We start from the raw sequence: 25,855 nt of genomic DNA, 5'->3' as shown, positions 1-25,855 counted from the left end.
GCACAATGTCAAAGTTTCTTAATTTTTTTATAGGCTGACATAAATTCTTTTTTTCCAACAGGTGCCCATTTAAAACCCAGTTTTTCTAAAATGTATACTGTTTTATCAACTTTGATCTTCCTAGTAAAAGAATCGATCTATTTCTCCTCCTCTCTTCGATCAAACTATTCTTTTGTCATCTGATTTTAATTTCTATTTTTCCTTCCACTGGGCTATATAAATCCAGAGGATCTTCATCACTTTCATAAACACGTCCTTCGCCTTCTCCGTAAGTATCTTCTATTCCAGTTTCATATTTTTTATATGTTGTTTTGTTTTTTTCTTCTTTATTTACATATAATTCTAATGTCACCGTTTTAGCATCTGGAGAAATTCCTTTATATTTTGTATTATTTCTGCTTTCTTCAAACACAGTCTCTGTGCCTCCATAATTTGTCATTCTATAAAGCCCCTGATTTCCTTTATCGTCGGTTCCTATTAAATAATAATCTTCATATTCTTTATTATCCAAATTTCCATAAATTGTACTTGCCAAATCGTTTAAGCTCATTTTTGAAATCGTCAGATTTTGATTTGGAGATATCTTTATTTTTTTATTCACATTTACATTTATGGTATTCTTCTCCAGTTCTTCCCAATTTGATGAAAATTCAAAAATATAGTCATCCGTATCTTCTGTATCTGCAGTATCCATTTCTGTTGGATCAAATAACCATACTTTCATTTTTATATCTGCTGTATTATCTTTAATAGTTGTATCTTCCAACCTATAATGACAAACCTGACCATCTGTTCCGTTCTCCTTTTTCTCCAGAGCATATGTTCCATCTAACTGTGCCGCTTTTCCATTTATCTCCACTTCTGTTAGTAGAATAGTCTCTTTTTCTTTTGAATCATTTATATTATCAGATATTGCCACCCATAAATTCTCCTTATCAGCAGCAATTTCATCTAATGTAATAGAAATTCCATTTTTAGTAATCGTTTTTCCAACACTATCTATATATGATTCTACATTTTCATTAATCCCCAATGCAGTTTGAATCCACGAAGTAATCTGTTCCCAGGCCGCCTTTATCTCATGCGGATGTCCCAAGCCTCCTATCAATAATGCTATTACAACTCCTGCTGCTGCAATCTTTGCTAATTTTAATTTCAAATTAACATTTCGCTTTTCCCATGGCAAGGAAGCTTCATAAACAAATTTTTCATCTATTTCTCCCATCAAATCCAAAAAATTGTTTTCTTTTTTCATATGATTTCTTTCACCTCTTCCCATAATTTGTTTCTGCTTCGAAAAAGACTGGATTTAATTTTAGTCTCAGAGCATCCATGTCTTTTTGCAATGTCTTTAATATTATCCATATACCAATATCGCCTGACAAAAATATCCCTGTCCCCTGCTTTTAAATCACTTAAAAATTTTTTTAAAATATTCAAAATTTCCTTTTTCTTTATATCCTCTTCCACATAATCCTTTATTGTATTTTCCAGTTTTTCCACTTCACCACAAATATCCATCATATGTGTATCTGCTCTTTTTGAAGCATTTTTCTTTCTGAAATTGTCCAATGCCAAATTTCTGGTTATTTTTCCAAGAAATGCAGATAATTTTGTTGGCGTTTTGGGCGGAATCTTATTCCACGTTATCAGCCATGTATCATTTACGCATTCTTCTGAGTCTTCTGTGTTATATAAAATATTCCATGCAATCTTAAAGCAAAATTTTTCATACTTTACTTCTACCTGGCGAATTGCATCTTCTGATCTTTCTAAAAATAAATTTATAATATGTGTATCTTCCATATCACATTTCTCCCCTGTATATTAGTGTTTTTATGCAGATAGGTTATTTGCAGTGTGCCATATTAATGTTGTCTATTATATATAACGTATTTTTTTCTGTTTGGTTGCACTTTTTTATAAATTTTTTTGTTACCATAATTCCATTATCACTATAACATATTATCTAATCATTCTTCTCTCCCTGGTCAACTATTAATATCGTAATCTACTTCTGCAAATAAAACTACATGCAAAAAATGAAAAAAGGAGCTGCCATTCCATGTGTATTCATGAATGGCAGCTCCTGCTTAAATCATTTTCATTTAACTACTACTTTTACTTTTTTGCGGATCTTTCCAGATTTCACTGTGATATAGGCTGTTCCTTTTTCTTTCCGGTGATCACACCCTTGGAATTTACCGTTGCGATCTTCTTATTTGAAGAACTGTAGGTAACCTTCTCCTGGGAAGTAATCTGGCTGATGACTGGTTTCAGCGTAAGTTTTTTTATTCCTTGCAACAGTCACGCTTGATTTCAGTCCGGTGATCTTTGTTGTTCTTACCGTTGTTTTCTGCACAGTAACGGAAATGACCTGTTTCTTGCCGCTGGCCAGTGTAATGGTCACTTTGATTATTATTTGAATTCCAGCCCTCAGCCTTTTCATTGACAGAGGGCTAATTTTGGCTTAACAATTATTGAGCATCCCTTAACTGATCTACAATGCTGCATTTCGCTGCGTTATCATACATCATGCAGGGAATCAGCCACCCAAGCAGAAGAAATACCGGAATTGTCAGCAGGACAGGCAGAACGGTGAACCGATACTCAAAGAACCAGAACATACTGCCCAGCATTTTCCCCGCAAGAGGTCCCACCGCCAGTGAAAGCACAAAGGCCACCGATACGGAAGACATTGCGTAAAACAACCCCTCGTAGATCAGCATGGTTTTGAGCTGTCGGGGCGTCATTCCTACAGCCTGAAGCACCGCAAATTCCCGGCGGCGGGAAAGAATACCGGTCATCATGGCGTTGAAGAAATTTAAGAGTCCCACCAGCCCAATGATAGCACAGAGGATACCACCGATCAGAAGGAACATCTGCCGGAACTGAGCAAACTCAGAGCGAACCGTGGCTTTGCTTTCATACATCAAGGGCGAAAACTCACCGGCCGTGAGCTTTGACAGATATTGCTCTGCTTCGGCCTCGTCAGCTTCGTCCGCTGTGTCGAACAGGTAGAGCATCGGAACGACTGCACCACCGCTGTCCCTCTGTGCGGTGGTCACAGGCAAAACTGCGTTATATCCAATACCACCATAACGATAACCCATGGAGTTCGGAAGTTCTACCAAGGCGCAGACCGTGTACTCTACATCTCTGGCCCCATACAATTTTGCCTGAAGGTACTCCTCCGGTGTGTCTTCGTTGCACAGTTCCCCGGTGCGGCTGTCGATATATTTCACATCATCCGCATAGGTAGCCGTGATCGTGTCTCCCACCTTGGGGTAGTATTCAGGATTGGGCAGATTGCCGTAATCATCCAAAGAAACCGCAATGGCAATGGCGTTATTGTCCGGCTCCAGCATAGGAGAAATATCTCCGTCGAACACTTGCAGCTTGTCAAACAGACTGTTATCCAGAGCCTCGATTCTGGTATCTCCCAGCACCATATTGCCCCGGTGCTCCATGCGGCTCATATGGCTGTCCAACTGCTCGGCACTTTCGTACCTTGCATAGTCTTGCCGCAGAGCATCCTCCGTCATCCACAGGTATGCGGTTTTTAGCACAGCATATCCCGTGCCGGAAAGACTGGCCTTTGTGTTTGCTGCGATCTCCTCGATCTGTTCTGGCGTGATGAATTCATCTGCCGGGTTGAAACGGAAATAGTCGGGAGTGCTGACGATAAAATCGGCGCAGGTCATGGAGGATACATACTTCTCCATGCTGAAGCCTCCCACAAAGGCACACAGCGCATTGAACAGTGTCACCGACAGTGCCAGAGACACCACCACCAGCACCGTCTTTTTCTTGTTTCGTCCCAGATTGGCAAAGGCCATCTGATGGAGCTTGGCTCCCCGGGTGCTGCGCTGTTTTTTCTTAGTCTGCATCACATCCGTATATTTGATAGCCTCCACTGGAGAGACCTTGGCTGCCATTTTTCCGGGCTTGGAGCAGGACAAGAGCACCGTCAACAAGGCAAACAGCATGGAACCAAGGAAGATCACAGGTGATGTGCTGATGGTGGTGATGCCTGCATCCAACTGGGTGGAGCGCAAGACAACAGGCACCAGAACAGCGCCGATGCCGTAGCCCAGCAACAGTCCTGCCGGAATGCCGATCAGACAAAATAGAAGTGCCTGCTGGCGAATGATACGTTTGAGCTGCCGGGGCGTTGTGCCAATGGTTTTCAAAAGTCCGTAAAACCGGATATCCCCCGCAACAGAGATCTGGAAAATATTATAGATGATAAGATACCCGGTGAAAATCACCAGCAGCAGAAAAGCTGCTATGGCGACCATCAGCTCTGGATCGAGCTGCGACTCCAGCTGGGATGAGGTATATCCCCAGTTAACACCGATTCGGACGCTGTTGGGATCAGTATAGCTGTCCCATGTGTAACCAAGATCGGTATCCACCTGCTCCATCTGCCCTTGAATGTTTGTGCCGGAAGCCAGCATGACATTCAAATCGGTGCGGAAAGGCTGTAACCCTGTTTTCACTGCCTGCGCTTCGATGTCATCTGCGTAATCACGGCTGATGTTGATGTAGTGAACAGGCATTAGTTCATCATAGTCCCAATAGCCCACCAGCGTAAAGGTATCTGTTACAGTAAAGGCGGTTTGATCCTTGTCCGTGATGGAATAGGAAACCGTGACCTCGGCGCCCAGCTCCGGCGTTACGCCAAGCAGCTGCAACGCTGCCGTATCCATGGCTACTTCTTTGCCGCTTTCGGGCATCCGCCCGGTAGTAGGGGTGGCATAGCTCCATTTGGTGCAGTTGGCATCCATGTAGCTGATCTCTGCAGGCGTTTTGGAAAAGACACCATCCACAGTGATGCCGATCACCTTCCGTGCCCCCGCAGCCTTCACCTTTGGATGAGCAGCGATACGTTCCGCCTGCTCGGGGGAAACATCTTTAAAGGTGCCGTGTGCATAGCCGCCTACCTGCCGAAACTGGTAGGTTTCATAACTGGCGTTCAACGACAAGACAATGGTGAACATGGAAGTAAATAGCAGCGTTGTCAGCGCAATGGCAAAAATGGCGATCAGATTGCGGCGACGGTTCGCATAAAGGGATTTTAAGCTGAGCTTTTGAATACATTTTCTGTTTTTGACATTCATCGTAGCCACCTCCCGTTAGTTCTGGGAGACGATCCGACCATCTTCGATACGGATAATGCGGTCTGCCATCTGCGCAATTTCTTCGTTGTGGGTGATCATCACGATGGTCTGGGCAAATTTTTGACTGCTCACCTTCAGCAGACTCAAAACATCCTGACTGGTCTTGCTGTCCAGATTACCTGTCGGTTCATCTGCCAGAATGATAGCGGGTGCTGCCGCCAGCGCACGGGCAATGGCTACTCGCTGCTGTTGACCGCCTGAGAGCTGATTGGGCAGGGCATCCAGACGGTCGCTCAGTCCAAGCGTCTGCACGATCTGCTGCACAAAAGCCTTGTTTACCTTTCCGCCATCCAGTTCAGTGGGTAGAATGATGTTTTCATATACATTCAGCACCGGAACAAGATTGTAGCTCTGAAATACAAAACCGATTTTTCTGCGGCGGAAAATAGTCAGAGCTTCCTCCTTCAGGGAGAAAATATCCTGTCCGTCCACCATGACCGTGCCGCTTGTAGGGCGATCCAGCCCGCCCAGCATATGCAACAGCGTGGATTTTCCGGAGCCGGACGTGCCGACAATTGCAACAAATTCGCCCTTCTTCACACTTAAATCAACTCCATCCAACGCATGAACTGCGTTATTGCCGGAGCCATAAATCTTTTTCAGGTCTTTTGCCTGTAAAACCTCCATAAATGAGTACCTCCATGAAAAAATCTGTATGTATGAAAGGAAATGCTCCTTTGATACATACAGATTATCGCATAAGATTCTTTCCACATTCTTTCCGGCGGAAAATGAAATCTAACAATTTTGATAGAATTGTTGTTATTTCGGCAGAAACACGGAAAAAGTGCTTCCTTTGCCGGGGACAGAGGCGACTTTGATATAGCCGCCCTCGCCGGATATGATCTGTCGGGCAAGGTATAAGCCGATGCCAACCCCTTCTTGTTCCTGAACAGCATTTGAACGATAAAAACGGGAAAATATCTTTGTCTGCTCGTTTTCCGGGATACCTGAACCGGTATCCGATATATCGATCCTTGTAAACATTTCGTAACTTACGGTAGAAATCGTGATTGTTCCATGCTCCGTATATTTGATGGCATTGTCTACAATATTAGCCAGTGCTTCCGCTGTCCATTTGAAGTCAAATGTAGCGGAAATATCTGTATCGTACAGATATATGGATAATCCTTTTCCAGAAGCCTTGGAGGCATATTGTTCTACTACGCTTTCAAGCAGCGGCTGAAGTGATGCTTGCTGAGGGGAAAGTGAAATGATCCCATTTTCCAGTCTGGAAAGTTTTACGAGAGAATCAATCAGAAATCGTAGCTTTTCCGATTGTTTGTACAGTGCCTCCACGTTTTCCTTTGCCGATGCAGGCAGAGTTTCCTCCATCAAAAGCTCGCTGTATAATAGCAGGTTTGCAATCGGCGTTTTCGTCTGGTGGGAAATGTCCGCAATCAAGGATTTGATTTTGTCTTTTTCCTGTGCCATATTTCGAGAAGATGCTTCTGCGGCAGAAAGATAGTGTGCAAACTTTGTTTCCAAAGCAGACAGCTGGCTTTCATCAAAAGTGATTTCAGAAAAAGAACCGGTCATGGCAGCGTCCAGCATCCTTTCGATTTCTTCCATCGTTTTTCTGACCTTTCTCCGCTCCCATAATACAACAGCTGCCGCCGCCAGAGAACACAGCAGTATGATCACAATGCCGGTTTTATTCATCTTTTGTCACCCAGCTATAACCGATTCCATAGACGGTTTTAATGTATTTCTGTGCCCCAAGCTTATCCCTCAGACGCTTGATCGTAACAGACAAAGCATTTTCATCCACATATTCTGCGCCATCTGTCCAGATCCTGTCTATAAGGTTTCCACGCGTCATGGTCTGACCGCGGTTTTCAACAAGAAGACGCAGTAATTTTTGCTCTGTTTTACTTAATTCTACTTTTGAATCTCCCACATAAAAGGTCATTGCTTCAAAGTCAAAGTGAAATAGATCAATATGGATCAGCGCATTTTTATGGTTTGACGCTTGCTTTCGCAGTTGGGTATTCACTCTTGCCCGCAAAACCGAAAGAGAAAAGGGCTTGGTAATGTAATCATCAGCGCCCATCTCCAGTCCGTCCACGATGTCCAGATCGGTATCATTGGCAGTCAGCAGAATAACAGGAATCCCGGGTGTGTTTTCCTTGACCTCCCGTAGCAATTCAAGCCCACTGCCATCCGGCAGATTGATATCCAACAGGATCAGGGATACACCGCCGCAAAGCAGCTGCTCCTTCGCCGTTTTCAGGTCTTGGCAGGAAATGATCTTCCGATCATCTACTTTCAGTGCTTTGCATAAACCTTGATTCAAACCAATATCATCTTCAACAATCAATAATTGCTCCATATATCTCACTCCCTCGTTACTCAAAGGTATTCGGCAAAGTTAATAACAAGACACAAAAATAACCGCTTCAGCCTCGCAAATGAAGTGAACGGTTATTTTCAATCAATTAAGTATGTGGACTAACCGTCTATCGGCAGCACACTTTTTCTATAATCATATTAGCACGCATATGTGACAATGTCAAAAAATTTCTTCATTCTCTTGGTTATTAATCTCCTTGATCAGCTGTACTGCCTTCTTTGCATCATCGGTTTTCACGAATATATCCACACCATATATTCCAAATCCAGGTGCTCCATGCATTGCAACATTCGCACCTGCTTCCTGGGAAAAAGCTTCTATTTCACTTTGCTTTAACATTTCTACGAGCTGTTCTGTCTCTACTATATTCTGTGCATTATAAATCTTTGTCCATTCTGTCTTAGATTGGGAAGTTTCTTTTCTCTCCTGAACATTTGGTGAATTCTGATTTCTTTTTCGATTAATAAATGCTAAGGTCCTAAGAATAATAAATGACACAATAGTAATACCTATCAGAAATCCCAATGCCAATCGTGTTATCTGTGTTTCTGTAGCTCCCATTCTAAATAAACATATACCATAGATGACTGTAAAAATTCCTGCACATATTACACTGGTGAGAAAATTTCGCCATATAGCAGCACTTTTTGGCAGGCATTTATCCCATATTCCATTATACACCATAATAGCTACATATAGGATTCCTCCTACTAAGACAGTTACTATCTCTCCCAAAACCAAACGAGTATCCACCATTAATAGCATCTGAATAATAATCGCTAACACACCAATCACAAACATTGATGCAAATGCAAGATTTCCAGCCTTTAATGCTTTTTGTTTCACCCATTCTTCATACACCGCAACTTTGTCCAGTGTTTCTTTCATATCTTTATTCATAGTCTGGCTCCTTTCTCCATCCAGGAGCTCTCTCATCTCAACATCGTAATATTCAGCAAGTTGAACAAGTACACTGAGATCTGGCATATTTATTCCTGTTTCCCATCTGGAAACTGTTCTTGCAGATACCCCAAACTTCTCGGCAAGCTGTTCTTGCGTAAGATTCTTTTCTTTACGACATTGCTTTAAAAAAGCTCCAATCTTTTTTGTATCCATATCTCTACCTCTCTTCCACTTACAGCTTACCAATATGCACCAAAATTACCACGACATAAAACGAGAATCCGTTAATTTTCAACCGGACATCTTATGTCTGGAATAAATAAACGGTATTTTCATACCGAAAACAAATACCTATAATCATTCCAACATTCAAACAAGAAGTATCTCTCGCCCAATGCGCTCGGTCATATGTGAGAATGTCACAATTTTTTTAAACTCAATATTGCAAGACTGCTGGCATTGTTATTTCTTCTCATTCAATAATTCTTTTACTCTTTTAACCGGAAATCTATCTTCAATATCAACTACTTCAAACAGATTTAATGGCAATTCCTTTTCACCAATCAGGGAAAGGTATTCATTAACAGCTCTACGATCAACCATAATCTTTCCATGTCCTGCCCAATGACGATTGCTCTCTTCCTTTTTCAGTCCGGAAATCCAATATTTATCACCATTCTCAATATCTATATAATTTGCATAGTTACCGATATTTTTCTGAAAGGCATGGTCATTAAAATAGATTGTTTTCTTACTTTTTGAAGTTTTGACATATCCAATCCATGCCGGACCATCATCAGAATATCCCGTTTTTAATTCAATATACATCAAATTGTTAATCATTCTTATTCTCTCCTGATTCCAAATTTTGCAACATCTCAACTAACTGGAAGTTATTACTTTCTGCATAGCGTGTTTCCCAAAATGATAATTACCGCGACATCAATCAAAATAATTCCCAATGCAATATATACAAAAAATGCAGGCAAAATATTTTCAAGCACGCCCATAATTAATGCAAGAATTGCTATAATAGACATTCCAATTCCCATTGTTCTGCATAACTTCTTTTCATCATATTTTTCCTTTTCTTCTTTTGTAGCTGTATTATATCCAGAAATAAACCAGCTTCCGTGTCCAGAAAGTAAAGTTATAGAAAGTGCAGCAAATATTACAAAGACAATCCACACTATCCAATCAGAACCTGTTGCTAAATCTGCTAATTTCATCTATATGCTCCTTGAATTCCAATTTTCTAAACTCTCAATTCCATCTTCTTGCCATTCAAACAAGAAGTATCTCTCGCCCAATGCGCTCGGTCAATCCCGATTTGAGTTAAAGCCCAAGAGGCTTTTAATGCCCCTTATGCTTTTCTCTTTTCTTTTGCTGTTTCAATTCAAACATTCGCTGTTCTTTCGCCTCTTTTTTCTTGCGATTTCTCTCTTTACGCTCCTGTTTGTTATGTTCCTGCTGTAACTTCAATGCTTGCTGCGATTTTGTGCCAATACCTGTCCCTATTGTCTGCTTTTTTACTTCTCGATGCATCCGTTTCGGATTTCTTTTTATATCCTTTACAACAGTTTCAACAGCCGGACTGAATTTCAAACTGAAATAGTATTGTTGAATATATTCCTGCACTTCGTAATCTTTTGGTTCTGCACCAAATATTACCTTCGCTACAGATAATTTACCATCCTCAATACGCTCGAATACGCCTACCCAAAATGGTTCTTCAAAATATACCGTCAGTTTTCCATTTGTTTTGTCCATAAAAATCCCTCCTAAAATGAATTGAACAAAGAATGGACAACCCGGAGGGGCAGGTTACTTACCCTATTTACATAGGACGGCTGGGCTACCTACCAGCTCTAGCATATCTTAAAAATATGCATTGCGTTTTTATCTTGTTTTTATCATATAAAGTGCAATATCACACAATATATCCTTACAATTTATATATTCTAATTTCTATAGTAAATCTATACAATCATCTTTTCCATTGATAGTACGAGACGATTTTAACATAATACTTTATCTGCTTTCAACACATAATCATGGGAACATATAATTCTGCTTCTCTGAATGATATCACCTCTAACAGAACAGTTTCCTTTTGCACAGCCTTCTATCGGTGTAAAATTTTCGCAGGAACCACATTTTCTGCGTTCCTTTTTCATTCCACGTCCATCGCACCGGATCATTTCATAACCAACAATGTATTTTTGCAATTCATCTTCCGGGATTGTCTTTTCGAGCTTTTCCCCTGCATCATTTCTCAGTTCAAAATGAATATCCTTGCCATTTATGTCTGCTTGCAAGGCTATATTATTATTTAAGAGACCTTCCTCGTTTAACTCATTGATTTCTTCACAATCCAGATTTTCAATAAATTGCAAAATATCTTCCATTATGTCCACAGACAAGCCATATCCTCCAGAGCTGTATTCATAGAATATATTTCCATAATAATCGCCTTCTTTTAAGGTTATCGCAATCACATAGTCCCTGGATTTGTAATCATCAGATAGATCATGGTACATTTTTGTCTTCTCCTTATACTGATATCTGTTCTGGTTTTCTTCCCTATACTTTTCATTTTTTATTTTATCGACTGCATTTTGTTTTTCTATCTTTGCTTCCATTGCAGCATAACCATTTTGCTTAAATTTTTCTATCAGCTCGTCCCCATAACAATCACGAAATTCTTCTCTACATTTCTTTAATGCATCCAGCTGTGTAGATAAAAACTCATCAAAGAAGCTTTCCGGAATATGTAGCCTGCTTGAAAATTGTCTTTTTCTCTTTGGTATCGTTCTTTGAGTGCTGGCATATCCCAACACTCCCATAGACACATCTAACACCCCTGCTAGTTCTACCGAATTTAATTCATATACTTTTTCAATCGCATCATAAATATTTATTTCTACACCGACTCCCTGTTCATCCTGTTGTAAAAGATCCAGAAATTTTTCATAACTTATTTTACATTGATCATAAGGTTTCTTAATATACCAAGGTGCTTTTTTCGTAATCTCGGTATAATACTCCAAAGAAGCTTCCCAGTCATCGCACTCTTCGCCTTCCTTGCATGTGGTATACATGCCACACACACCATTGGAGTCAAATCCACACGTTTTACAAATCTTATCAATTCTCACACTTATCACCTCTCAATCCATCAACATTTTTCTGCATAGATAAATTTTTTCATCAATTCTTTCCTTGTAATTATACACTTTTTCTGATGATATTGTTATCTGCAAGGATATTTGAACTGAAAAACACTCTGACTACTAATAAGTTGGAGTGTTTTTATAATTCATATTATATTTATAGATTTACTCTCAGTGCTACACATTCCGGGGGTTGAGGCCGTCCCCAAAGTGCGTTTTGATATCCAAACGCTATGTTTGCCAGGTACTTCCGAACACTTTTTAAGGAAACCATACCATCCGTCCAACCATTTTATATTAATTCTCATCCATATTATCTTTCTTCTCCATCAGCTGTTTCAGCTTTTTATTTATTTTACTTCTATTCTCTTCCTGTAATTTTCCGCAGAATAGATAGCAAAATTTCAGTGCAAACCACCAGATATACAAAGCCTTAAAGCTCTGGAATGCCTGATCATCCAGCATTCCATGTGCCACATTGTTGCGCATGTTAAATCCAAATTTTGAACAAAAAATCGTATTTAAAGCAAATATAAGGTCTTCATCCAGACTTTCTTTTACTCCTTCCAATTCTAAGACAGCGTGCATTGATTTTATTTCTTCAATCCCTTCTTCATTCATGTTATAAACAGGTTCTCCACATTCCACTGCCAGATATCTTACTGCATTTTCTATCTGTGGAATCAGGATACTGAGCGCCGTCAAGAAATCTCCAGAAAAGCCAAACATGAGACCCTTGGTATACGATTCTTTTCTCCCCTCCGGAATCGCACAACTTACATCTACAATCTTTTTTATATCACTCTCTTCGATCAAAAATTTGGAACGAATATATTCAAACGTATTGCTCACCAGGATCTGTGCAAAATAATCCATCTCCATGGTTGCTGTCCGCTCCATATTATCCTTAAGCGCACCTTCATCGATTGTTCCATCGGGCTTTTTCACAGGCCCGCTTTTAGCAATTAATTTTCCTCCTTTTCCAAGGATTGCCGCTGGAAATATCGTGTGCAGGATCCCAGTCCTATTTAATACCTGATTCTTTACCCTTTCTCTTTCCGGAATCGGAATAAATGAAGCAAAATAACATAATGCCTCTTCTTTATCAAGATCTTCCAGTTGGCGGAACAGTTCTTTTACAATGCCGCTGGCATCCTGTTTATCACTCCATACCATCATCTCCGAAAGGGAAGCTTCTTCTATCTGTGCTATTTCCTGCAACAGTGCCTTTCTTTCTTCTTCCGTACCTTGTATGGTCTTTAACAACTGAATAACCTCTTTCAAATTGTGAATCTTTCTCATTAAATTTCCTTTGGAAGAGGCCCCGGCATATTCAGCCTCCATCCGGACAGCCTGAATCTTACGTCTTCGTATCGCAATCAGTTTAGGTTCAGTAATACACTTTTTCTTCAGCCAGTTATTTTTTCTGCAATAGAGTTCTTCCAACAGATCACAAAACTTACCAATGAGCAGTGCATCGCAGCTATTATCATCGTAAGTTTTCAAGATATTTTCCACATAAGGGATCAGATATCCTGTATCCACTTTTTCCTCCATGGCAGTTTTTATCAAATATCCAATTTTTGCGTGGCTGCTGTTATCATACTCTTCTAATACTTTTATCAGCAGATTCTTTCGCACCTCTTCATTGATTTCCTTGCTTCGGATTTTTTTAGAGATAAACAAGATCCGGTTTATAGCCATGATATGATCTGCAAATGCACCGGTGTTCTTCAAGTGTTCGCAATAAGCCGTTTCTGCTATTTTAGCATTTGAAAAATCATTTTCCACAACCCATAAAAAATCCGATATCTTTGCCTTGTTGATCGGTGCGATGGGATAGCTTCGGATTTCCTCCAGCAATGCCTGATACTCTTCTCTATTTATATCTTTCCGATTCCAAATGCTGCGGGCATAGGAAAACGGTACGTCTTTAGGCGTATCAATCCATCGTTCCACAATAATATCCACCAGAAGATTCCTGAATTCCCCATCCATCGTTCCGCAGAAATCTGTCAGTGCTTTCTCTGCCGTTTGAAAATTAGGTCCTTTTAAAATCTCTGCGATCCGCTCTGCCATTTTTTCTGCCATACATATTCCTCCAACCTTTTTCTATAGGAAAAGTATAACGTATTTTTCTTTTTCCTGTAAAGCAGAAAGACCTGAAATTCCAGGTCTTTCTGTCATCATTGATTAGAAATTGAAATTGACACTCTATTTTATATCCTTGGAACCCATAGAAGCCGCCCATCCAGCCTGAATCCTTTGTATTACGCTTCCATCCCGTGCATCAATCGTAAGGAGTGGAACACCTGCATCATCCATCGTCACGTCTCCCATGACCGGTCCATCCTCCCCATTTCCGTACTCATACTCTGGCTCTTTGGATGTCCAGGTTCCATAAAAATCCCACACCGGGATCAGGACTGCTTCGGTATCGCTGCCTTCACTGTCTGGCATGCACATATAACCCAGCTGTACCTTTGTTATGGCTATCTCCGCACTCTGTGCATCAATGGACGGATAACGGTAGTGGCTTCCTCCATCGACAGAGATCAGCCGATTCTTGTCTTCTGTCATGACCTGCAAAGTGATCGTTTTTTCAAAGATATCCTTGACCTCATCAAAAGGAAGTAAGAACAGCCTCTCATCGGAAGCATTCGATGCTTCTATGGGATTTCGGTGCAGAAAACTCTGAAGTGTCCCACTGCAAAAGTCCATCGTCAGTACTTCATTTTCCCATCCTTCAGACTGTCCTTCATGAAGGGTTCCATCTTCGTTTTCCCATTCAAGAGCCTGTTCATTAACAGGCAGAGAGGTTTCCCTCACATAATTAACCGGAACCCCGTCTATCATCCGTTCAAAAATGAAATCATCTTTTTCCAGGGTAGTGCTTCCTTCAGTAAGTGCTTTTGAGGAACTTTCAAATATCTCCCAGTCTCCGGACACAAGACCTGAAACCTTCTCCTTTGCTTCCTTTTCAGACACTTTCCCGCTTCCTGCCTTTATATAATTTTGAAAGCGTTCTTCCCTTTCTTTTTTCTCGCTCGATTCCAGGGTCATGTCTACACAATCGTCAAAGATAAACTTCGCTATCCCACATCCGAGTTCCTCCACATCCGATACCTGTTCACTCTGTGTATAAGAATACCGATAGGTCAGTCCATCTACTGTATATGTCCCCGCCTGTTCGTTCTCATTCTTCTCTTCCTGCATGGGCTGTCCTTTTCCGAATGTGTCTTTTATTTTATTCTGTTCTTCTTCAGGAATCGCCAATCTTTTTACTTTTTTTAAACAGATTGCATCTACATCCGGCACTTTTACCGGTGCATCCGCTGTCAGGGTAAAATTCATTGGGGTTTCTTTATCCTCCCGGTCCGCTGATCTTAGATCTGCCTGGATCGTTGTCTGGTATATTTCCGGTGCCTGTACCTGTTCGGCAACGGTTTTCTGAACTGTCTCCTTTTTCTCTTCTTTTTTCTGTTCTGTCTGATCCTTTTCTTCCACAACAGCAGACTGGACAATACGGTCACATCCGGATAATGTCAAAAGATTCATACACAGAACGGCTCCCATAAACATTTTTATTTTCTTCATCCTTTTTCCATCCTTTCCTTTCGGTATTAAAAAAGGTACCCTTTTCTTATGAGAAAAGAGTACCATATTGCTTTGCCGATGTATTCATTAAGATGTAAACAAATTGTAAATCAGAAGATGGCTCTTACCGTGGTCCCCTCTCTCTGTCTGCTTTCGATTTTCAAGCATCCGCCATGGATTTCAGCCACCTTCACACAGAGTGCCAGCCCAAGTCCGGATCCGCCTTCTTTTCGACTTCGTGATTTGTCCACCATATAGAATGCATCTGTGATCTTTCCCAGTTCTTCCTCCGGGATCCCCATTCCGGTATCCGACACCTCAAAGATCTTTTTTCCAGCTTTCTCATAAGCCTTTACCCAAATGCTTCCACCGGCATCCGTAGCCTTTAGGGCATTGTCGATCAGGTTTATCAGAAGGCTTTCCATCAAGGCCGGATCCATTTTCATGGAAAAGGCTTCACATTCCATCTTGAGGTGTACCGCTTTCTTTTCTGCCTGTTCTTTTTCCATGTCTATGACATGGTTTAAAAGGTCACCTGCCATGGTCATTTCCATCTGTATGGCATGGTTCTGATAAAGCCCCAGCATCTGCAGCATCTTCCCAGAAAGAGCCTCCAGGCGTTTTCCCTCCCGGTTGATATGTTCCAGTGCCCGGTCTTTCTGTTCGTCTTTCAGCTTTACATGGCGCAGGGTATCCGAATACCCGATAATGGACGTTAACGGGGTACGCATTTCATGGGAAAGTGCCCCCATGAGCAGCTCCTGTTTCTCTGCCACTTCCTGTAGCTTCTCCATCTGTTCCACAGTTCTTCGCATCATCATATAAATAAAAAGGCCGGCGATCAGGAACACAGCCAGATAAATTCCAAAAAACCAGACAGCGGTCTGTCTCAGCTCTGCAAAAAGCCCTGTGACTTCCCGGACAGAGAGGACTTCGTATCCTTCCGGTCTGGATAATGGTTCCAGCTGGAGAAGGAGGTATTTCTGTCCCAGTTTCTGTATCTTGTAGGCATACGGATCTCCTTCATCCTTTAAGCCTAAGTTTTCGAGCCCCACCACTTTATAATCTGTCAGGTTTTCAATGACGGCATTGCTTTTTCGGTCGATCAGGGCCATGCCTTCCCCACAGCATCGCTGGAACTGAAAGCCCATATAAGCCTGCTTTCCAGTCTCGGACATCTGCTCATATTTGCTGTTATCCCAAAATTGTTCCAGGAGTATCTTACCATTTTCCAGCTGTCTTCCGTAGGTCTCTGCAGCATTATTGAGGCTTCGTTTTCCTGTGATATAAAGACTTAGCGTTCCCACTGGAATCAGGGCACATAATAGCGTTACCAGCATAAGAAGTACCGTTCGTTTCCACAGCTTCATCCTTATTCCTCCAGACGGTATCCAAGTTTCGGGATCGTCCTGATCTCATCATAAAGTTCCAGCTTTTTTCTGAGCTGTCCGATATGGACATCCACCGTCCTGCTTTCTCCCAGGTAGTTTTCTCCCCAGACCCGTTTTAACAGTTCTTCCCTTCCAAGCGCAATGTTCTTATTTTGCAGGAGCAGCACAAAGAGGTCATATTCCATTGGCTTTAGGCTTACCGGAAGCCCGTCTTTGTAGACCTGATGGCTTTGCATGTCCACCAGGATGTTCCGGACCGTTAAGACTTTCTTGGCCCGTCCCGTCCTCTCCAGCACCTTCTCAATGCGTACCAGAAGTTCCAGCATCTCAAAAGGTTTTACCATATAATCTTCTGCACCCAGTTTCAGCCCCTTTACCTTGGAAGCCACATCATCCTTTGCAGTCAGGTAGAGCACCGGAAGCTCCTTCTTTTTGAAATCCTCCATCAGTGCAAATCCGTCTTTTCCCGGCAGCATGATATCCACCACTGCCAGGTCCGCGTCCTCCTGCCATAAGAGCAGCCTCTGGGCTTCTTCCCCATCATACGCTGCCACAGTCTCATACCCTGCTGCCTCCAGGTTCATGCACAGCAATTCTGAAATTGCACGGTCATCTTCTATCACCAAAATTTTATTTTTCATTCCCGCTGCCACCTCTAACGTTTTTCTATAGTATAGTTTTTTATATCCCAAGTCTACATTGCATTTGATCTTGCTTTCTCATCATTTATACGCATCAGGGCACGATAATGTGACCAGCTCAATTCAGGGCACAGTGTGTCTCGAATTAGAAAAGTACAATAAAACTGAAATTATAGATTTTTGTCTCTTATCTTTTTTGCCATTACGAATCCAAACAGTGACATGCTCCCACCACTTAAATCTCTGATTTTGAAGTGGGGGCTTCTTGCTCAATGGCTCTACTGAGCCAAGTATCTACAAGCTATCCTCGCGTGCCCCGCGATTTTTATTAGTCCGGTTACGGACTTTTTATTGTGCTGTCATGCACATTCTGCAAAGATTCTTTTTCCCTCATTCATGATGTTAACTGCTGCATTTACATCACGGTCCATTCTGTGTCCGCATTCACAGTAATAGATCCTTTCAGATAAAGACAATTTTTCTTTTTTCTTTCCACATGCACTGCAAATCCTACTTGATGCAAAATAACGATCTACTTTTATCAGATACTTCCCGCGTTCCTCCAGTTTATATTCCAGCATAGACAGAAACAGGCCATATCCATTATCATGTACGCCTTTTCCAAGATGAAGTCCTCCTGCCATCCCTTTCAGATTCAGATCTTCCACGCATACTGCATCGTAGCTCTCGGCAAGACTGGCACTGAGTTTATGTTGAAAGTCTTTTCTCTGATTTCGGATCTTTTCATGGCACAGTGCAACTCTTTTCTTCTGTTTCTTATAATTCTGACTGCCTTTCTGACATCTGGACAGCTTTCTCTGTTCCCGCGCAAGCTTTTTCTCTGTATTTCGATAGAACATCGGATATTCAGCTCTTTTACCGGTAGAAAACACACACATTCCCTGCATCGCAAAATCGATCCCAATAAATTTTTCTGCCGGTCTTTTTTCTGCTGTTTGGTTTTCACAGCAAAACAAAAGACTGGCAAAATATTTTCCGGATGGCTCCCTGCTGACTGTCACAGATTTCAGTTTCCATTTTTCTGATACCGGACGGTGAAGCTTTATTCTGACAGCCGTCATCTTAGGCAGTTTCAGATATTTCCCTTCCAGAAAGATATTTCCATTCACCACGTTTGTTGTATAGGATTTCCTTGATGACTTCTTTGATTTGAAACGCGGAAATCCTGCAGATGGTTCACGAAAAAACTTATGGAATGCACTTTCCAGATGCATCTGTACATTTGCTAACGCCAATGAATCCACCTCTTTCAGCCAGGGATATTCTTTCTTGTAACTGGCTGGTGTGTTCCTTAACATCTTTTTTTCTTTTTTATAATGTTCCATTTTGTCAGCAAGCATACAATTATAGATGAAGCGACTGCAACCGATTGTTTTATCTATTTGCACACGTTGTTCTGCATTTGGATAGATTCTTATTTTTACTGCCCGATTTATTTTTCTCACCTTATTCCTGCATATGAATGATTTCAATCATCGTTTTTTGAACAATATGTTCTCTTTTTATTATTATAATACAATTCCAACACGCGAACAAGTGTTTTCTTTTTTTGTTTATAAAATTCTTTTGAGCATTTATGCTCAGATCTACAATTCATCTCCCACCTATAGAGGAAGGAGAATTCTTGTTATATTTTGTTAAATAACTATCGTTATCAATTCTATTCCAATCGAATAATACTCCTTGTAAGAATTGATCATTCATCTAATCACCTGCCTGTAAAAAACACTTTCTAATCTACCTTTTCTTTCTCTTTGGACAAGAAGCAAAAAGAACAGAATTGATTATTCCAACTATCCACTGACTGTTTATGAGTCCAAATAATCTTGTTTGTATGTACCCTCTGAATAATACTTCTAATGTTCTCTTTGCTACAGTAAAAAAATAAAAAGAAGCCAGCAGTCAAAATCAAAGGGATCCATATCTGTGATAAATTCAGCACAATAACATTTATATTTGTTGTATAAAGCCAGCCCTGACAGAAAGCACTGCACATGATTAAGCAGTAAACTGCAAGAGCTTTCATCCCATCCCTTTTATCATTTTTTCTCAAATTACTTTCGTACTATATATTTAACCAACTCATTCGATCACTCCCACATGCCAGCTAATTCTATTATGCTTTCATCATCTCTATAAACTTTTATTTATCTTCTAACTCAAATCCGAGTTCTTTCAATTCTTTTTCGTTTCTGACATCTTCTTCCGTTTTCTTTCCAGTAATGGCACTGTAGGCTTCTTTGATTCCATTTTTCACTGCCCATTTGATGACGAAATACAGCGCAATCAAAATAATAATTGCGGTTCCCCCGCTTAAACCTAATTCATTCCACATAATCATTAACTCCTCCGATTTCGTAACTTTCAATTTATTTTCAATTTTGCAGGCTGGGATTTATCATTGAATAAAACACATCCATACTCCAACTGCTATAATCAATATGCCTGATATTCTTCCTGCGAATTTTGACTTTTGATATCCTAGAAAATTAATTGTTTCAGGAGTTGTAAATGGCAATAAAACAACATCTATACCCATTACTACAATCCCAATTCCTATTATAAAGACATTATTGTTAGAAATAATGCCATAAAACATAACTAAGAATCCCAAAATAATGCCTAATGTAAAATACTTGATTTTATGGCTGTCTTTATCCATCATCTTTTCATAATAATTTTCACATTTACTGTTACAAAATTCAAAATTATCATTGAGTTTTTTGCCACAATATTTGCATTTTTTCACACTCTATTCCTCCATAATTTCCGTTTTGTTACTAACATGATATCATATTTTTTTCTCAATTACATCCACCTAATTTTATACACTACCATTCGTTTTGCTTCTGTAACCAGCATCCTCTTGATCTTCTCCTGCAAGGTTTCCTTTGCATCTTCATCAATCGAATAAATCTCATTTATCTCGATTTTTTTCGGTTCCCGGTCAAAATGGTCAAAGACTTCTTTCCATATCTGGACGGAACATACACACTTTTCTTCCATGAAATTATTGCTGATAATTATAAAAAAAACAGAAGACCATTTAAGATCTTCCATTTTATAAACAAACCTCTATATAAAACTATATATCCTGCCCATTTTTAATAAAAACAGACAATCGGCACACTTTCGTCTATCCTATTATAAAGTTCTGCCGCTTTGTCCGCCGGAAGATTAATGCATCCATGGGATCCACCACCTTCTCGGAAACGATTTCCTCCAAAGTATGGCTGCCATGAAGCATCATGAAATCCAATCCCCCCATTAAAAGGCATCCAGTAAGTTACTGGTCTTTCATATTCATATTTCCCATTTTCCAGCATCTTTCCTTTCAGCACAGATGGACTTTTCTTGTAATACAGTTGAAAAATTCCCGGTGGTGTCTGCCGTTTTGCATACTGCATATCTCCTGACACAATATCCGATTCCAAAATGATAGAACCATCCTGATAGTAATATAAATGCTGTGCAGACAGGTCCACTTCAATATACGTGCTGCCTATATCATTCATTCCCCGTGCATTTGCCCGCATAGCGTATACCGGTTCCCGGCTTATCTGTACTCCTGCAATCATTTCCTGCATAATGGTTTCTATTTCTTTTTCCTGATCGATCTTCCATCCATAAACGGAACTATACATCTGAACAGTACGTCCGCTTGTTGTACAAAATTCCCTCTCTGTATTTACGGTATCATGTGTGGCAGCCAGCTGTGCCACATATTCTGCTACACACTGTCTCAGTTCATCCTCATTTTTTTGCAGCCGTCCTCTCTCATCAAAAATAAGCCATTTTCTGATCTCGTCTCCCTCCAATGTTACCGTTTCTTCTCCAAATATATATACGATTTTGGTCCGAATCAGATTTTGGCATTCTTCCAATGAATTTTTAAGATCTGGATCATCTTTCAGTACTGCCGCTTTTACATAAACAGCCGGACAGCTATTCAGGTCAATCGTTCTTTTTTTGCTAGCAACCGCTTCTGACAGTGCCTGATAAGCTCCATTGAAATCCAGGGTATTCCCTTCTGTTTCCGGTACGATTTCAAACTTCGAATCTTTATAAGCTACATATGCATCTTCTGGTGCTGTCTGATTCTCTTTTTTTACACATTCCAGTTTTTCCAGCTGTTCTTTTAACTTCACTTTATCATAGGTCATGTTTTCCTTGGCTGTATAATTTTGTTTTTTCCAAAATCCCCGAACCCATTTATATAGTTTTTGTTCATCCAGATATTGGGAAATACTGCCATCCGAAACATAACGATATCCGATCAATTTTCCATTGATACTCTGTGATTTCAGATTTCTTGCCTTTACTTCCAGCAGATAATCCTCTGCTTTTTTAGCAACCGCCTGTTCTGCCTCTTCCGATGTTTTTCCAGAACAGTTAATTCCATTGATCGTTGTTCCCCGAAAAAATCTGTCTGAATAGTAATAAGACATTCCTGCATAGCCAGCCATAGCAAAGAACACTATGATGACAGTGATTATTGTCCACATTTTTTGCTTTCCATTATCCTTACCGGTTATCTCTTTTCTTTTTCCCATCCATGCCCCCTGTTTTTAACGATAAACAGCATTCAGACATATTTTTTAAATCGTCTGATTTTAATATCTCCGATTTAATAAAAAATAACCAGGGCTGCTGGAAAAAACATTTTCTTTTACAAACAGTAAGCTGATTTCTACAAAACATTTTACGCTGCTCTTTTCTGCGAGGATCCGTATCAGCCGTCTCCGGTTCTTTGGGTCTAATGCTGTTGATGGTTCGTCCATCAGCATTACCTTTGGGTTCATTGCAAGGATGGTGGCTATGGCAGCTATTCTCTTTTCGCCACCTGACATCTTATAATTCTGGCGGTCTTTCAAATGTATAAGGTCCAGTTCTTCCAAGGCCTCCCTGGCAAGCTGATCTGCTTCTTTTCTGCTCTTACCATAATTTAATGGTCCAAATATCATATCTTCATAAACCGTCGGCATAAACATCTGATTATCAGAATCCTGAAACACATACCTCAGGCATTGCCGGATTCTACTTGAATTTTCCTGATTTACTTCTGTTTCATCAACAGTGATCTTTCCCTTTGCAGGGATCAGTCCCAGCATTGCCTTCATTAGCGTAGACTTCCCTGCACCATTGGCTCCGATCAGCCCCACCTGTTCTCCTTTACTGATATGGAAAGACACATAATTCAAGGCATTTTTCTCTTCTCCATATCCAAATACTACATTTTCAAATTTTATTATTTTCGTCTACACTTTCTATACAAACATTCTTCCCAGCAGCACTGTGACTGAGCATGTTCTCATCAAAATAAATACTGATACCCAGAAAATCACATATCCCCAGGATGCAAGTTTGTTATATGCTTTCTCTGCATAATAAAATTCCCCATGGAATCCCCGCAATTCCATACTTTCGTATAATGCAACTGCCCGATCCATGCTTCTTAAGAGTAGCTGCCCTAAAAAAATGGGAGGTTTCACTTACCTCCCATTTCCCAAAGAATCCTTTTATTTCAGTTTTTATAATGTTTCAAGAAAACGCATGAATGCTTCTCTTCCCTCGGTCGTACATTTGTATACTCCTGCATCTTCCAGAACATGGGTAAATACGATTCCAATCTCTTTCTGAAGAATGCCATGGATGTTTTCTTTTGTGATTTCCGGATATTTCGGAAGAAACTTCTTAACCCACTCTGCATGTTTCTCAATCTGTTCATTTGAAGAAATATCTTTGCCTTCGAGAATATACTCTTCCAAAAGTTCCATCTCACCTTTTAATCTGGCCGGAAGAACTGCAAGTCCCATAACTTCGATCAGACCGATATTTTCTTTCTTAATATGATGATATTCTGCATGCGGATGGTACACTCCCAGCGGATGTTCTTCTGTTGTGATGTTGTTCCTTAATGTCAGATCCAGTTCGTAGGTATCACCTACTTTACGTGCAATTGGTGTAATTGTATTATGTGGTTCTCCATTGGTCTCAGCATAAATAAATGCTTTTTCATCGGTATAGCCTCTCCATACTTCCAGCACATGTGTTGCCAGATCTACCAAACGGTTGAAATCTTTATGTCGAATACGAAGCACAGATAATGGCCATTTTACAATTCCAGCCTCTACATCTTCAAATCCCGGAAGTACCACGTGCTGCTCAATTGGTGCTTTTGCCATTGCAAATGTATAATGTCCACCCTGGAAATGATCATGGCTTAGGATCGAACCACCTACGATCGGCAGGTCTGCATTAGATCCAAGGAAATAATGCGGAAACAGTTTTACAAAATCAAACAGTTTAATGAATGCATTTCTCTCGATTTTCATTGGAGTATGCTGGCAGTTAAACACAATGCAATGCTCATTGTAATACACATACGGAGAATACTGGAATCCCCAAGGAGTATCATTGATTGTGATCGGAATAATTCTGTGGTTCTGCCTTGCCGGATGATTAACACGTCCCGCATATCCTTCATTTTCCGGGCAAAGAAGACATTTCGGATAACTTCCGGATTTTACATTCCTTGCCGCGGCAATTGCTTTTGGATCTTTTTCCGGTTTGGACAAATTGATGGTAATATCAATCTCACCGTATGGACTGTCTACCTTCCACTTTTGATCCTTCTCTACACGATACCTGCGGATATAATTGCTGTCCTGACTCAGCTTATAAAAATAATCAGTAGCTTTCTTCGGGCTTTCTGCATATTTGTCCCAGAATTCTTTTTGTACCTGACCCGGACGTGGCATCAGACAGTTCATCAATCTGGTATCAAATAAATCCCGGTATACAATACTGTCCTCAATCAGACCTCTTTTTACGGCTTCATCCAGCAATTCGTCCAATGTTTCTTCAAGATTAACAGGTTCCTCAATGTTGTCCGGTTTTTCATAATCATCTTCATGAAAAACATCCAGCAGAAGATTTGTTGTGTAGTTTCTTTCACATTCCGGTGTCAGACCTGTTGTAATCCCATACTGTACCAGTTTTGCAATGCTTTCACTTAACATTTTTCTTCCTCCTGTGCTTCACTTTTAAATTTATATTTTTGGTAACATATATACCGATTTCCCTGATAAGTCAGCATACCTCGATCGCCTTTTTCCAATTCACGAAAATCTCCCTGTTGCATTTGAAATTCCATCAAACTTCCATCTGTCATCTCAAATACAACGCGAAACCAAGGTACATGTGCTTCAGACTGCATATGGGTATAGATTCCTTGCTTCTTTTCAACTACAGTCGCATCAACAGATTCAACTGCCGCACTACTATTATTGCTGAAACTTAACAACATTTGGGTAAATACAAACATCATGATTATGAGTGCTGCTACACAGATTATAAATGCCATCCTATTTCTCCATTCCAGATATTTCATCCTGGGTCTGACTTATATGTTGTTCACGATAAAAATTCCGGTATTCCCTTGACGTTACTTTATATCTTTCACGAGATACCCGGTTAAATGTCCTTTGGCTCTCAACTCCTGCATCCAGGCAAATGTCTGTGATGCTCTTACCAGTACATTCCAATTAATCTCCTGCAAGTTTTGTCTACTTTTTCTTCCCATTTGGCAAGTAATAGACGTCTTCTGATATTATAATGTGCTTGTAAGATAAAGAAAGGAGGAAAACGAAATGAAAAGATTTAAAGCATACGTCAACTACCTCATGAACTTCTATGCCAACTACTTCAGAATTTACCGCTATATGTAAAGGACATTCCTGCCATCACAGGAATGTCCTTTACGGAAACCCAGTTTCAATGGTTTCCCTTATTATACTCTAATTTAGTTGCATTTGTACATGAACAGGATTCTCGAAAACATAGACAAAATTGAACAGAATTATGAAAATACTCTTACCACGTTTTTTGATTTTTAAACCACTTATTAGCAGACGGATCCGCCAATGCTGAAAACGGATAGGCAGTTTTCCTTTCAGCTTTCAATTTGTCCAATTAATAATCTCTGAATTTCCATACATCTGATGGATTTGCATTTTTCATCCTCAGCATTCTTTGAAGCTGCTCTTCTGTAAACCACAAATCGTGCAGTATTTTTCCGAAATATAGAGGCTAGATATCAGACCGCTTCATTGCAATTATAAACTGTTGATTTACCAAGATTATTTACATATACGGTAATCAAGTCGCCTTTCTTAAGATCCGGCTTTTCCCATACCAAACGGCTTTTATGATAATACACTTTATCATGATATGTAAAACTATATAGAATCCTGTATGGAATCTGTCTTCTATATCTTGTGTATTTTTGCAAATATACTTTTTCTACCAAGCCCTTCACTTTTGTACCATTTTCGATTAATTGTAAATGTAATTTATCAAGCTTTGCAGTATAAATTCCAAGAGCAGCACTTATTATACACAAAAGCACCCCCGTTATAGAAAACACAGTTCCCAACATATCTGGATTCTGAATACCTGAGTTTACTGCTGGTTTTAATATCCCAAGAAAACTTAAGATACCGGAAACAAGAAAGAATGTTCCTATCCAAAAGAAGATAACTCTCAATAAATCTTCTGTATAATTAAGTTTTTTCATATTTATTTTCTCCAC

The 25,855-nt window shown here is 40.2% G+C and carries 26 protein-coding genes and 1 pseudogene; all 27 read right to left on the bottom strand.

Annotated features, from left to right (window positions below; genetic code table 11):
- Positions 1-175: 175 nt before the first annotated feature.
- Entirely contained in the window at positions 176-1,279 is a 1,104-nt protein-coding gene (locus BN3261_RS06710) for a DUF4179 domain-containing protein (protein ID WP_110925769.1), read from the bottom strand.
- A complete protein-coding gene (locus BN3261_RS06705) occupies positions 1,252-1,806 on the bottom strand; it encodes an RNA polymerase sigma factor (RefSeq protein WP_059085811.1) in 555 nt (184 codons plus the stop codon). The genes BN3261_RS06710 and BN3261_RS06705 overlap by 28 nt, the downstream gene beginning before the upstream one ends.
- A gap of 342 nt (positions 1,807-2,148) precedes the next feature.
- The gene (locus BN3261_RS17215) at positions 2,149-2,304 is read right to left on the bottom strand and encodes an Ig-like domain-containing protein (RefSeq protein ID WP_235812352.1); all 156 of its coding nucleotides are present in this window, start codon (positions 2,302-2,304) and stop codon (positions 2,149-2,151) included.
- 173 nt (positions 2,305-2,477) lie between these two features.
- The gene (locus BN3261_RS06695) at positions 2,478-5,123 is read right to left on the bottom strand and encodes an ABC transporter permease (RefSeq protein WP_059085809.1); all 2,646 of its coding nucleotides are present in this window, start codon (positions 5,121-5,123) and stop codon (positions 2,478-2,480) included.
- A gap of 15 nt (positions 5,124-5,138) precedes the next feature.
- Positions 5,139-5,810: an ABC transporter ATP-binding protein gene (locus BN3261_RS06690; protein ID WP_059085808.1), complete on the bottom strand. Its 672-nt coding sequence runs from the start codon at positions 5,808-5,810 to the stop codon at positions 5,139-5,141.
- Between the two features lie 135 nt (positions 5,811-5,945).
- Positions 5,946-6,845 carry a sensor histidine kinase gene (locus tag BN3261_RS06685; RefSeq protein ID WP_059085807.1) on the bottom strand — a complete coding sequence of 300 codons (900 nt, stop codon included), beginning with the start codon at positions 6,843-6,845 and terminating at the stop codon, positions 5,946-5,948.
- Positions 6,838-7,515 (bottom strand): response regulator transcription factor, encoded by a 678-nt coding sequence (locus BN3261_RS06680; RefSeq protein WP_059085806.1) that lies wholly within the window; start codon positions 7,513-7,515, stop codon positions 6,838-6,840. Before BN3261_RS06680 ends, BN3261_RS06685 begins: the two co-directional genes overlap by 8 nt.
- Positions 7,516-7,695: 180 nt before the next feature.
- A complete protein-coding gene (locus tag BN3261_RS06675) occupies positions 7,696-8,652 on the bottom strand; it encodes a helix-turn-helix domain-containing protein (RefSeq protein ID WP_059085805.1) in 957 nt (318 codons plus the stop codon).
- A gap of 249 nt (positions 8,653-8,901) precedes the next feature.
- Positions 8,902-9,282: a hypothetical protein gene (locus tag BN3261_RS06670; protein ID WP_059085804.1), complete on the bottom strand. Its 381-nt coding sequence runs from the start codon at positions 9,280-9,282 to the stop codon at positions 8,902-8,904.
- Positions 9,283-9,335: 53 nt separating this feature from the next.
- Positions 9,336-9,668 (bottom strand): DUF3784 domain-containing protein, encoded by a 333-nt coding sequence (locus BN3261_RS06665; RefSeq protein ID WP_059085803.1) that lies wholly within the window; start codon positions 9,666-9,668, stop codon positions 9,336-9,338.
- A gap of 124 nt (positions 9,669-9,792) precedes the next feature.
- Entirely contained in the window at positions 9,793-10,209 is a 417-nt protein-coding gene (locus tag BN3261_RS06660) for a YjdF family protein (RefSeq protein WP_015525019.1), read from the bottom strand.
- A 248-nt stretch (positions 10,210-10,457) separates the two neighbouring features.
- Positions 10,458-11,597, bottom strand: coding sequence for a hypothetical protein (locus BN3261_RS06655; protein WP_059085802.1), 1,140 nt, complete (start codon positions 11,595-11,597; stop codon positions 10,458-10,460).
- A 312-nt stretch (positions 11,598-11,909) separates the two neighbouring features.
- The gene (locus tag BN3261_RS06650; protein WP_059085801.1) at positions 11,910-13,703 is read right to left on the bottom strand and encodes a DUF4209 domain-containing protein; all 1,794 of its coding nucleotides are present in this window, start codon (positions 13,701-13,703) and stop codon (positions 11,910-11,912) included.
- A 123-nt stretch (positions 13,704-13,826) separates the two neighbouring features.
- Positions 13,827-15,209: a DUF6034 family protein gene (locus BN3261_RS06645; protein ID WP_059085800.1), complete on the bottom strand. Its 1,383-nt coding sequence runs from the start codon at positions 15,207-15,209 to the stop codon at positions 13,827-13,829.
- Positions 15,210-15,319: 110 nt separating this feature from the next.
- Positions 15,320-16,579, bottom strand: coding sequence for a sensor histidine kinase (locus BN3261_RS06640; protein ID WP_059085799.1), 1,260 nt, complete (start codon positions 16,577-16,579; stop codon positions 15,320-15,322).
- Positions 16,580-16,581: 2 nt separating this feature from the next.
- Entirely contained in the window at positions 16,582-17,241 is a 660-nt protein-coding gene (locus tag BN3261_RS06635; protein WP_015525013.1) for a response regulator transcription factor, read from the bottom strand.
- 359 nt (positions 17,242-17,600) lie between these two features.
- On the bottom strand, positions 17,601-18,707 hold the full coding sequence (locus tag BN3261_RS06630; protein ID WP_059085798.1) for an RNA-guided endonuclease TnpB family protein: 1,107 nt from the start codon (positions 18,705-18,707) through the stop codon (positions 17,601-17,603).
- A 698-nt stretch (positions 18,708-19,405) separates the two neighbouring features.
- Complete coding sequence (locus BN3261_RS06620) at positions 19,406-19,597, bottom strand: DUF6019 family protein (protein ID WP_059085796.1); 192 nt, start codon at positions 19,595-19,597, stop codon at positions 19,406-19,408.
- A 63-nt stretch (positions 19,598-19,660) separates the two neighbouring features.
- Entirely contained in the window at positions 19,661-20,011 is a 351-nt protein-coding gene (locus tag BN3261_RS06615) for a DUF2116 family Zn-ribbon domain-containing protein (RefSeq protein ID WP_059085795.1), read from the bottom strand.
- Between the two features lie 59 nt (positions 20,012-20,070).
- Positions 20,071-20,322, bottom strand: a complete 252-nt coding sequence (locus BN3261_RS06610; protein WP_235812351.1) for a hypothetical protein — start codon at positions 20,320-20,322, stop codon at positions 20,071-20,073.
- 44 nt (positions 20,323-20,366) lie between these two features.
- The gene (locus BN3261_RS06605) at positions 20,367-21,815 is read right to left on the bottom strand and encodes a L,D-transpeptidase family protein (RefSeq protein ID WP_110925768.1); all 1,449 of its coding nucleotides are present in this window, start codon (positions 21,813-21,815) and stop codon (positions 20,367-20,369) included.
- 60 nt (positions 21,816-21,875) lie between these two features.
- Positions 21,876-22,454 (bottom strand): energy-coupling factor ABC transporter ATP-binding protein, encoded by a 579-nt coding sequence (locus BN3261_RS06600; RefSeq protein WP_235812414.1) that lies wholly within the window; start codon positions 22,452-22,454, stop codon positions 21,876-21,878.
- A gap of 339 nt (positions 22,455-22,793) precedes the next feature.
- Positions 22,794-24,284 carry a UDP-glucose--hexose-1-phosphate uridylyltransferase gene (gene galT, locus BN3261_RS06590; protein WP_059085793.1) on the bottom strand — a complete coding sequence of 497 codons (1,491 nt, stop codon included), beginning with the start codon at positions 24,282-24,284 and terminating at the stop codon, positions 22,794-22,796.
- On the bottom strand, positions 24,278-24,628 hold the full coding sequence (locus tag BN3261_RS06585; RefSeq protein ID WP_059085792.1) for a DUF2500 domain-containing protein: 351 nt from the start codon (positions 24,626-24,628) through the stop codon (positions 24,278-24,280). Before BN3261_RS06585 ends, galT begins: the two co-directional genes overlap by 7 nt.
- 1 nt (position 24,629) lies before the next feature.
- Positions 24,630-24,809: pseudogene (locus BN3261_RS18250) on the bottom strand (AraC family transcriptional regulator); the annotation flags it as partial.
- Positions 24,810-25,236: 427 nt separating this feature from the next.
- Entirely contained in the window at positions 25,237-25,332 is a 96-nt protein-coding gene (locus tag BN3261_RS18375) for a hypothetical protein (protein WP_179963059.1), read from the bottom strand.
- Between the two features lie 28 nt (positions 25,333-25,360).
- Positions 25,361-25,840 (bottom strand): hypothetical protein, encoded by a 480-nt coding sequence (locus BN3261_RS06580; RefSeq protein ID WP_059085791.1) that lies wholly within the window; start codon positions 25,838-25,840, stop codon positions 25,361-25,363.
- Positions 25,841-25,855 lie beyond the last annotated feature (15 nt).

Source organism: Blautia massiliensis (ex Durand et al. 2017) (genome assembly GCF_001487165.1).
In the GTDB taxonomy this organism is placed as follows: domain Bacteria; phylum Bacillota; class Clostridia; order Lachnospirales; family Lachnospiraceae; genus Blautia_A; species Blautia_A fusiformis.
Note: the sequence above shows the minus strand (reverse complement) of the source record. Positions and strands in the feature narration are given on the sequence as shown.

What these genes read in the sequence shown, in the direction of transcription:
- BN3261_RS06710 (WP_110925769.1), bottom strand. Translation starts at nt 1,279, where the DNA reads ATGGGAAGAGGTGAAAGAAATCATATGAAAAAAGAAAACAATTTTTTG.
- BN3261_RS06705 (WP_059085811.1), bottom strand. Translation starts at nt 1,806, where the DNA reads ATGGAAGATACACATATTATAAATTTATTTTTAGAAAGATCAGAAGAT.
- BN3261_RS06695 (WP_059085809.1), bottom strand. Translation starts at nt 5,123, where the DNA reads ATGAATGTCAAAAACAGAAAATGTATTCAAAAGCTCAGCTTAAAATCC.
- BN3261_RS06690 (WP_059085808.1), bottom strand. Translation starts at nt 5,810, where the DNA reads ATGGAGGTTTTACAGGCAAAAGACCTGAAAAAGATTTATGGCTCCGGC.
- BN3261_RS06685 (WP_059085807.1), bottom strand. Translation starts at nt 6,845, where the DNA reads ATGAATAAAACCGGCATTGTGATCATACTGCTGTGTTCTCTGGCGGCG.
- BN3261_RS06680 (WP_059085806.1), bottom strand. Translation starts at nt 7,515, where the DNA reads ATGGAGCAATTATTGATTGTTGAAGATGATATTGGTTTGAATCAAGGT.
- BN3261_RS06675 (WP_059085805.1), bottom strand. Translation starts at nt 8,652, where the DNA reads ATGGATACAAAAAAGATTGGAGCTTTTTTAAAGCAATGTCGTAAAGAA.
- BN3261_RS06670 (WP_059085804.1), bottom strand. Translation starts at nt 9,282, where the DNA reads ATGATTAACAATTTGATGTATATTGAATTAAAAACGGGATATTCTGAT.
- BN3261_RS06665 (WP_059085803.1), bottom strand. Translation starts at nt 9,668, where the DNA reads ATGAAATTAGCAGATTTAGCAACAGGTTCTGATTGGATAGTGTGGATT.
- BN3261_RS06660 (WP_015525019.1), bottom strand. Translation starts at nt 10,209, where the DNA reads ATGGACAAAACAAATGGAAAACTGACGGTATATTTTGAAGAACCATTT.
- BN3261_RS06650 (WP_059085801.1), bottom strand. Translation starts at nt 13,703, where the DNA reads ATGGCAGAAAAAATGGCAGAGCGGATCGCAGAGATTTTAAAAGGACCT.
- BN3261_RS06645 (WP_059085800.1), bottom strand. Translation starts at nt 15,209, where the DNA reads ATGAAGAAAATAAAAATGTTTATGGGAGCCGTTCTGTGTATGAATCTT.
- BN3261_RS06640 (WP_059085799.1), bottom strand. Translation starts at nt 16,579, where the DNA reads ATGAAGCTGTGGAAACGAACGGTACTTCTTATGCTGGTAACGCTATTA.
- BN3261_RS06635 (WP_015525013.1), bottom strand. Translation starts at nt 17,241, where the DNA reads ATGAAAAATAAAATTTTGGTGATAGAAGATGACCGTGCAATTTCAGAA.
- BN3261_RS06620 (WP_059085796.1), bottom strand. Translation starts at nt 19,597, where the DNA reads ATGTGGAATGAATTAGGTTTAAGCGGGGGAACCGCAATTATTATTTTG.
- BN3261_RS06610 (WP_235812351.1), bottom strand. Translation starts at nt 20,322, where the DNA reads ATGGAAGATCTTAAATGGTCTTCTGTTTTTTTTATAATTATCAGCAAT.
- BN3261_RS06605 (WP_110925768.1), bottom strand. Translation starts at nt 21,815, where the DNA reads ATGGGAAAAAGAAAAGAGATAACCGGTAAGGATAATGGAAAGCAAAAA.
- galT (WP_059085793.1), bottom strand. Translation starts at nt 24,284, where the DNA reads ATGTTAAGTGAAAGCATTGCAAAACTGGTACAGTATGGGATTACAACA.
- BN3261_RS06585 (WP_059085792.1), bottom strand. Translation starts at nt 24,628, where the DNA reads ATGGCATTTATAATCTGTGTAGCAGCACTCATAATCATGATGTTTGTA.
- BN3261_RS06580 (WP_059085791.1), bottom strand. Translation starts at nt 25,840, where the DNA reads ATGAAAAAACTTAATTATACAGAAGATTTATTGAGAGTTATCTTCTTT.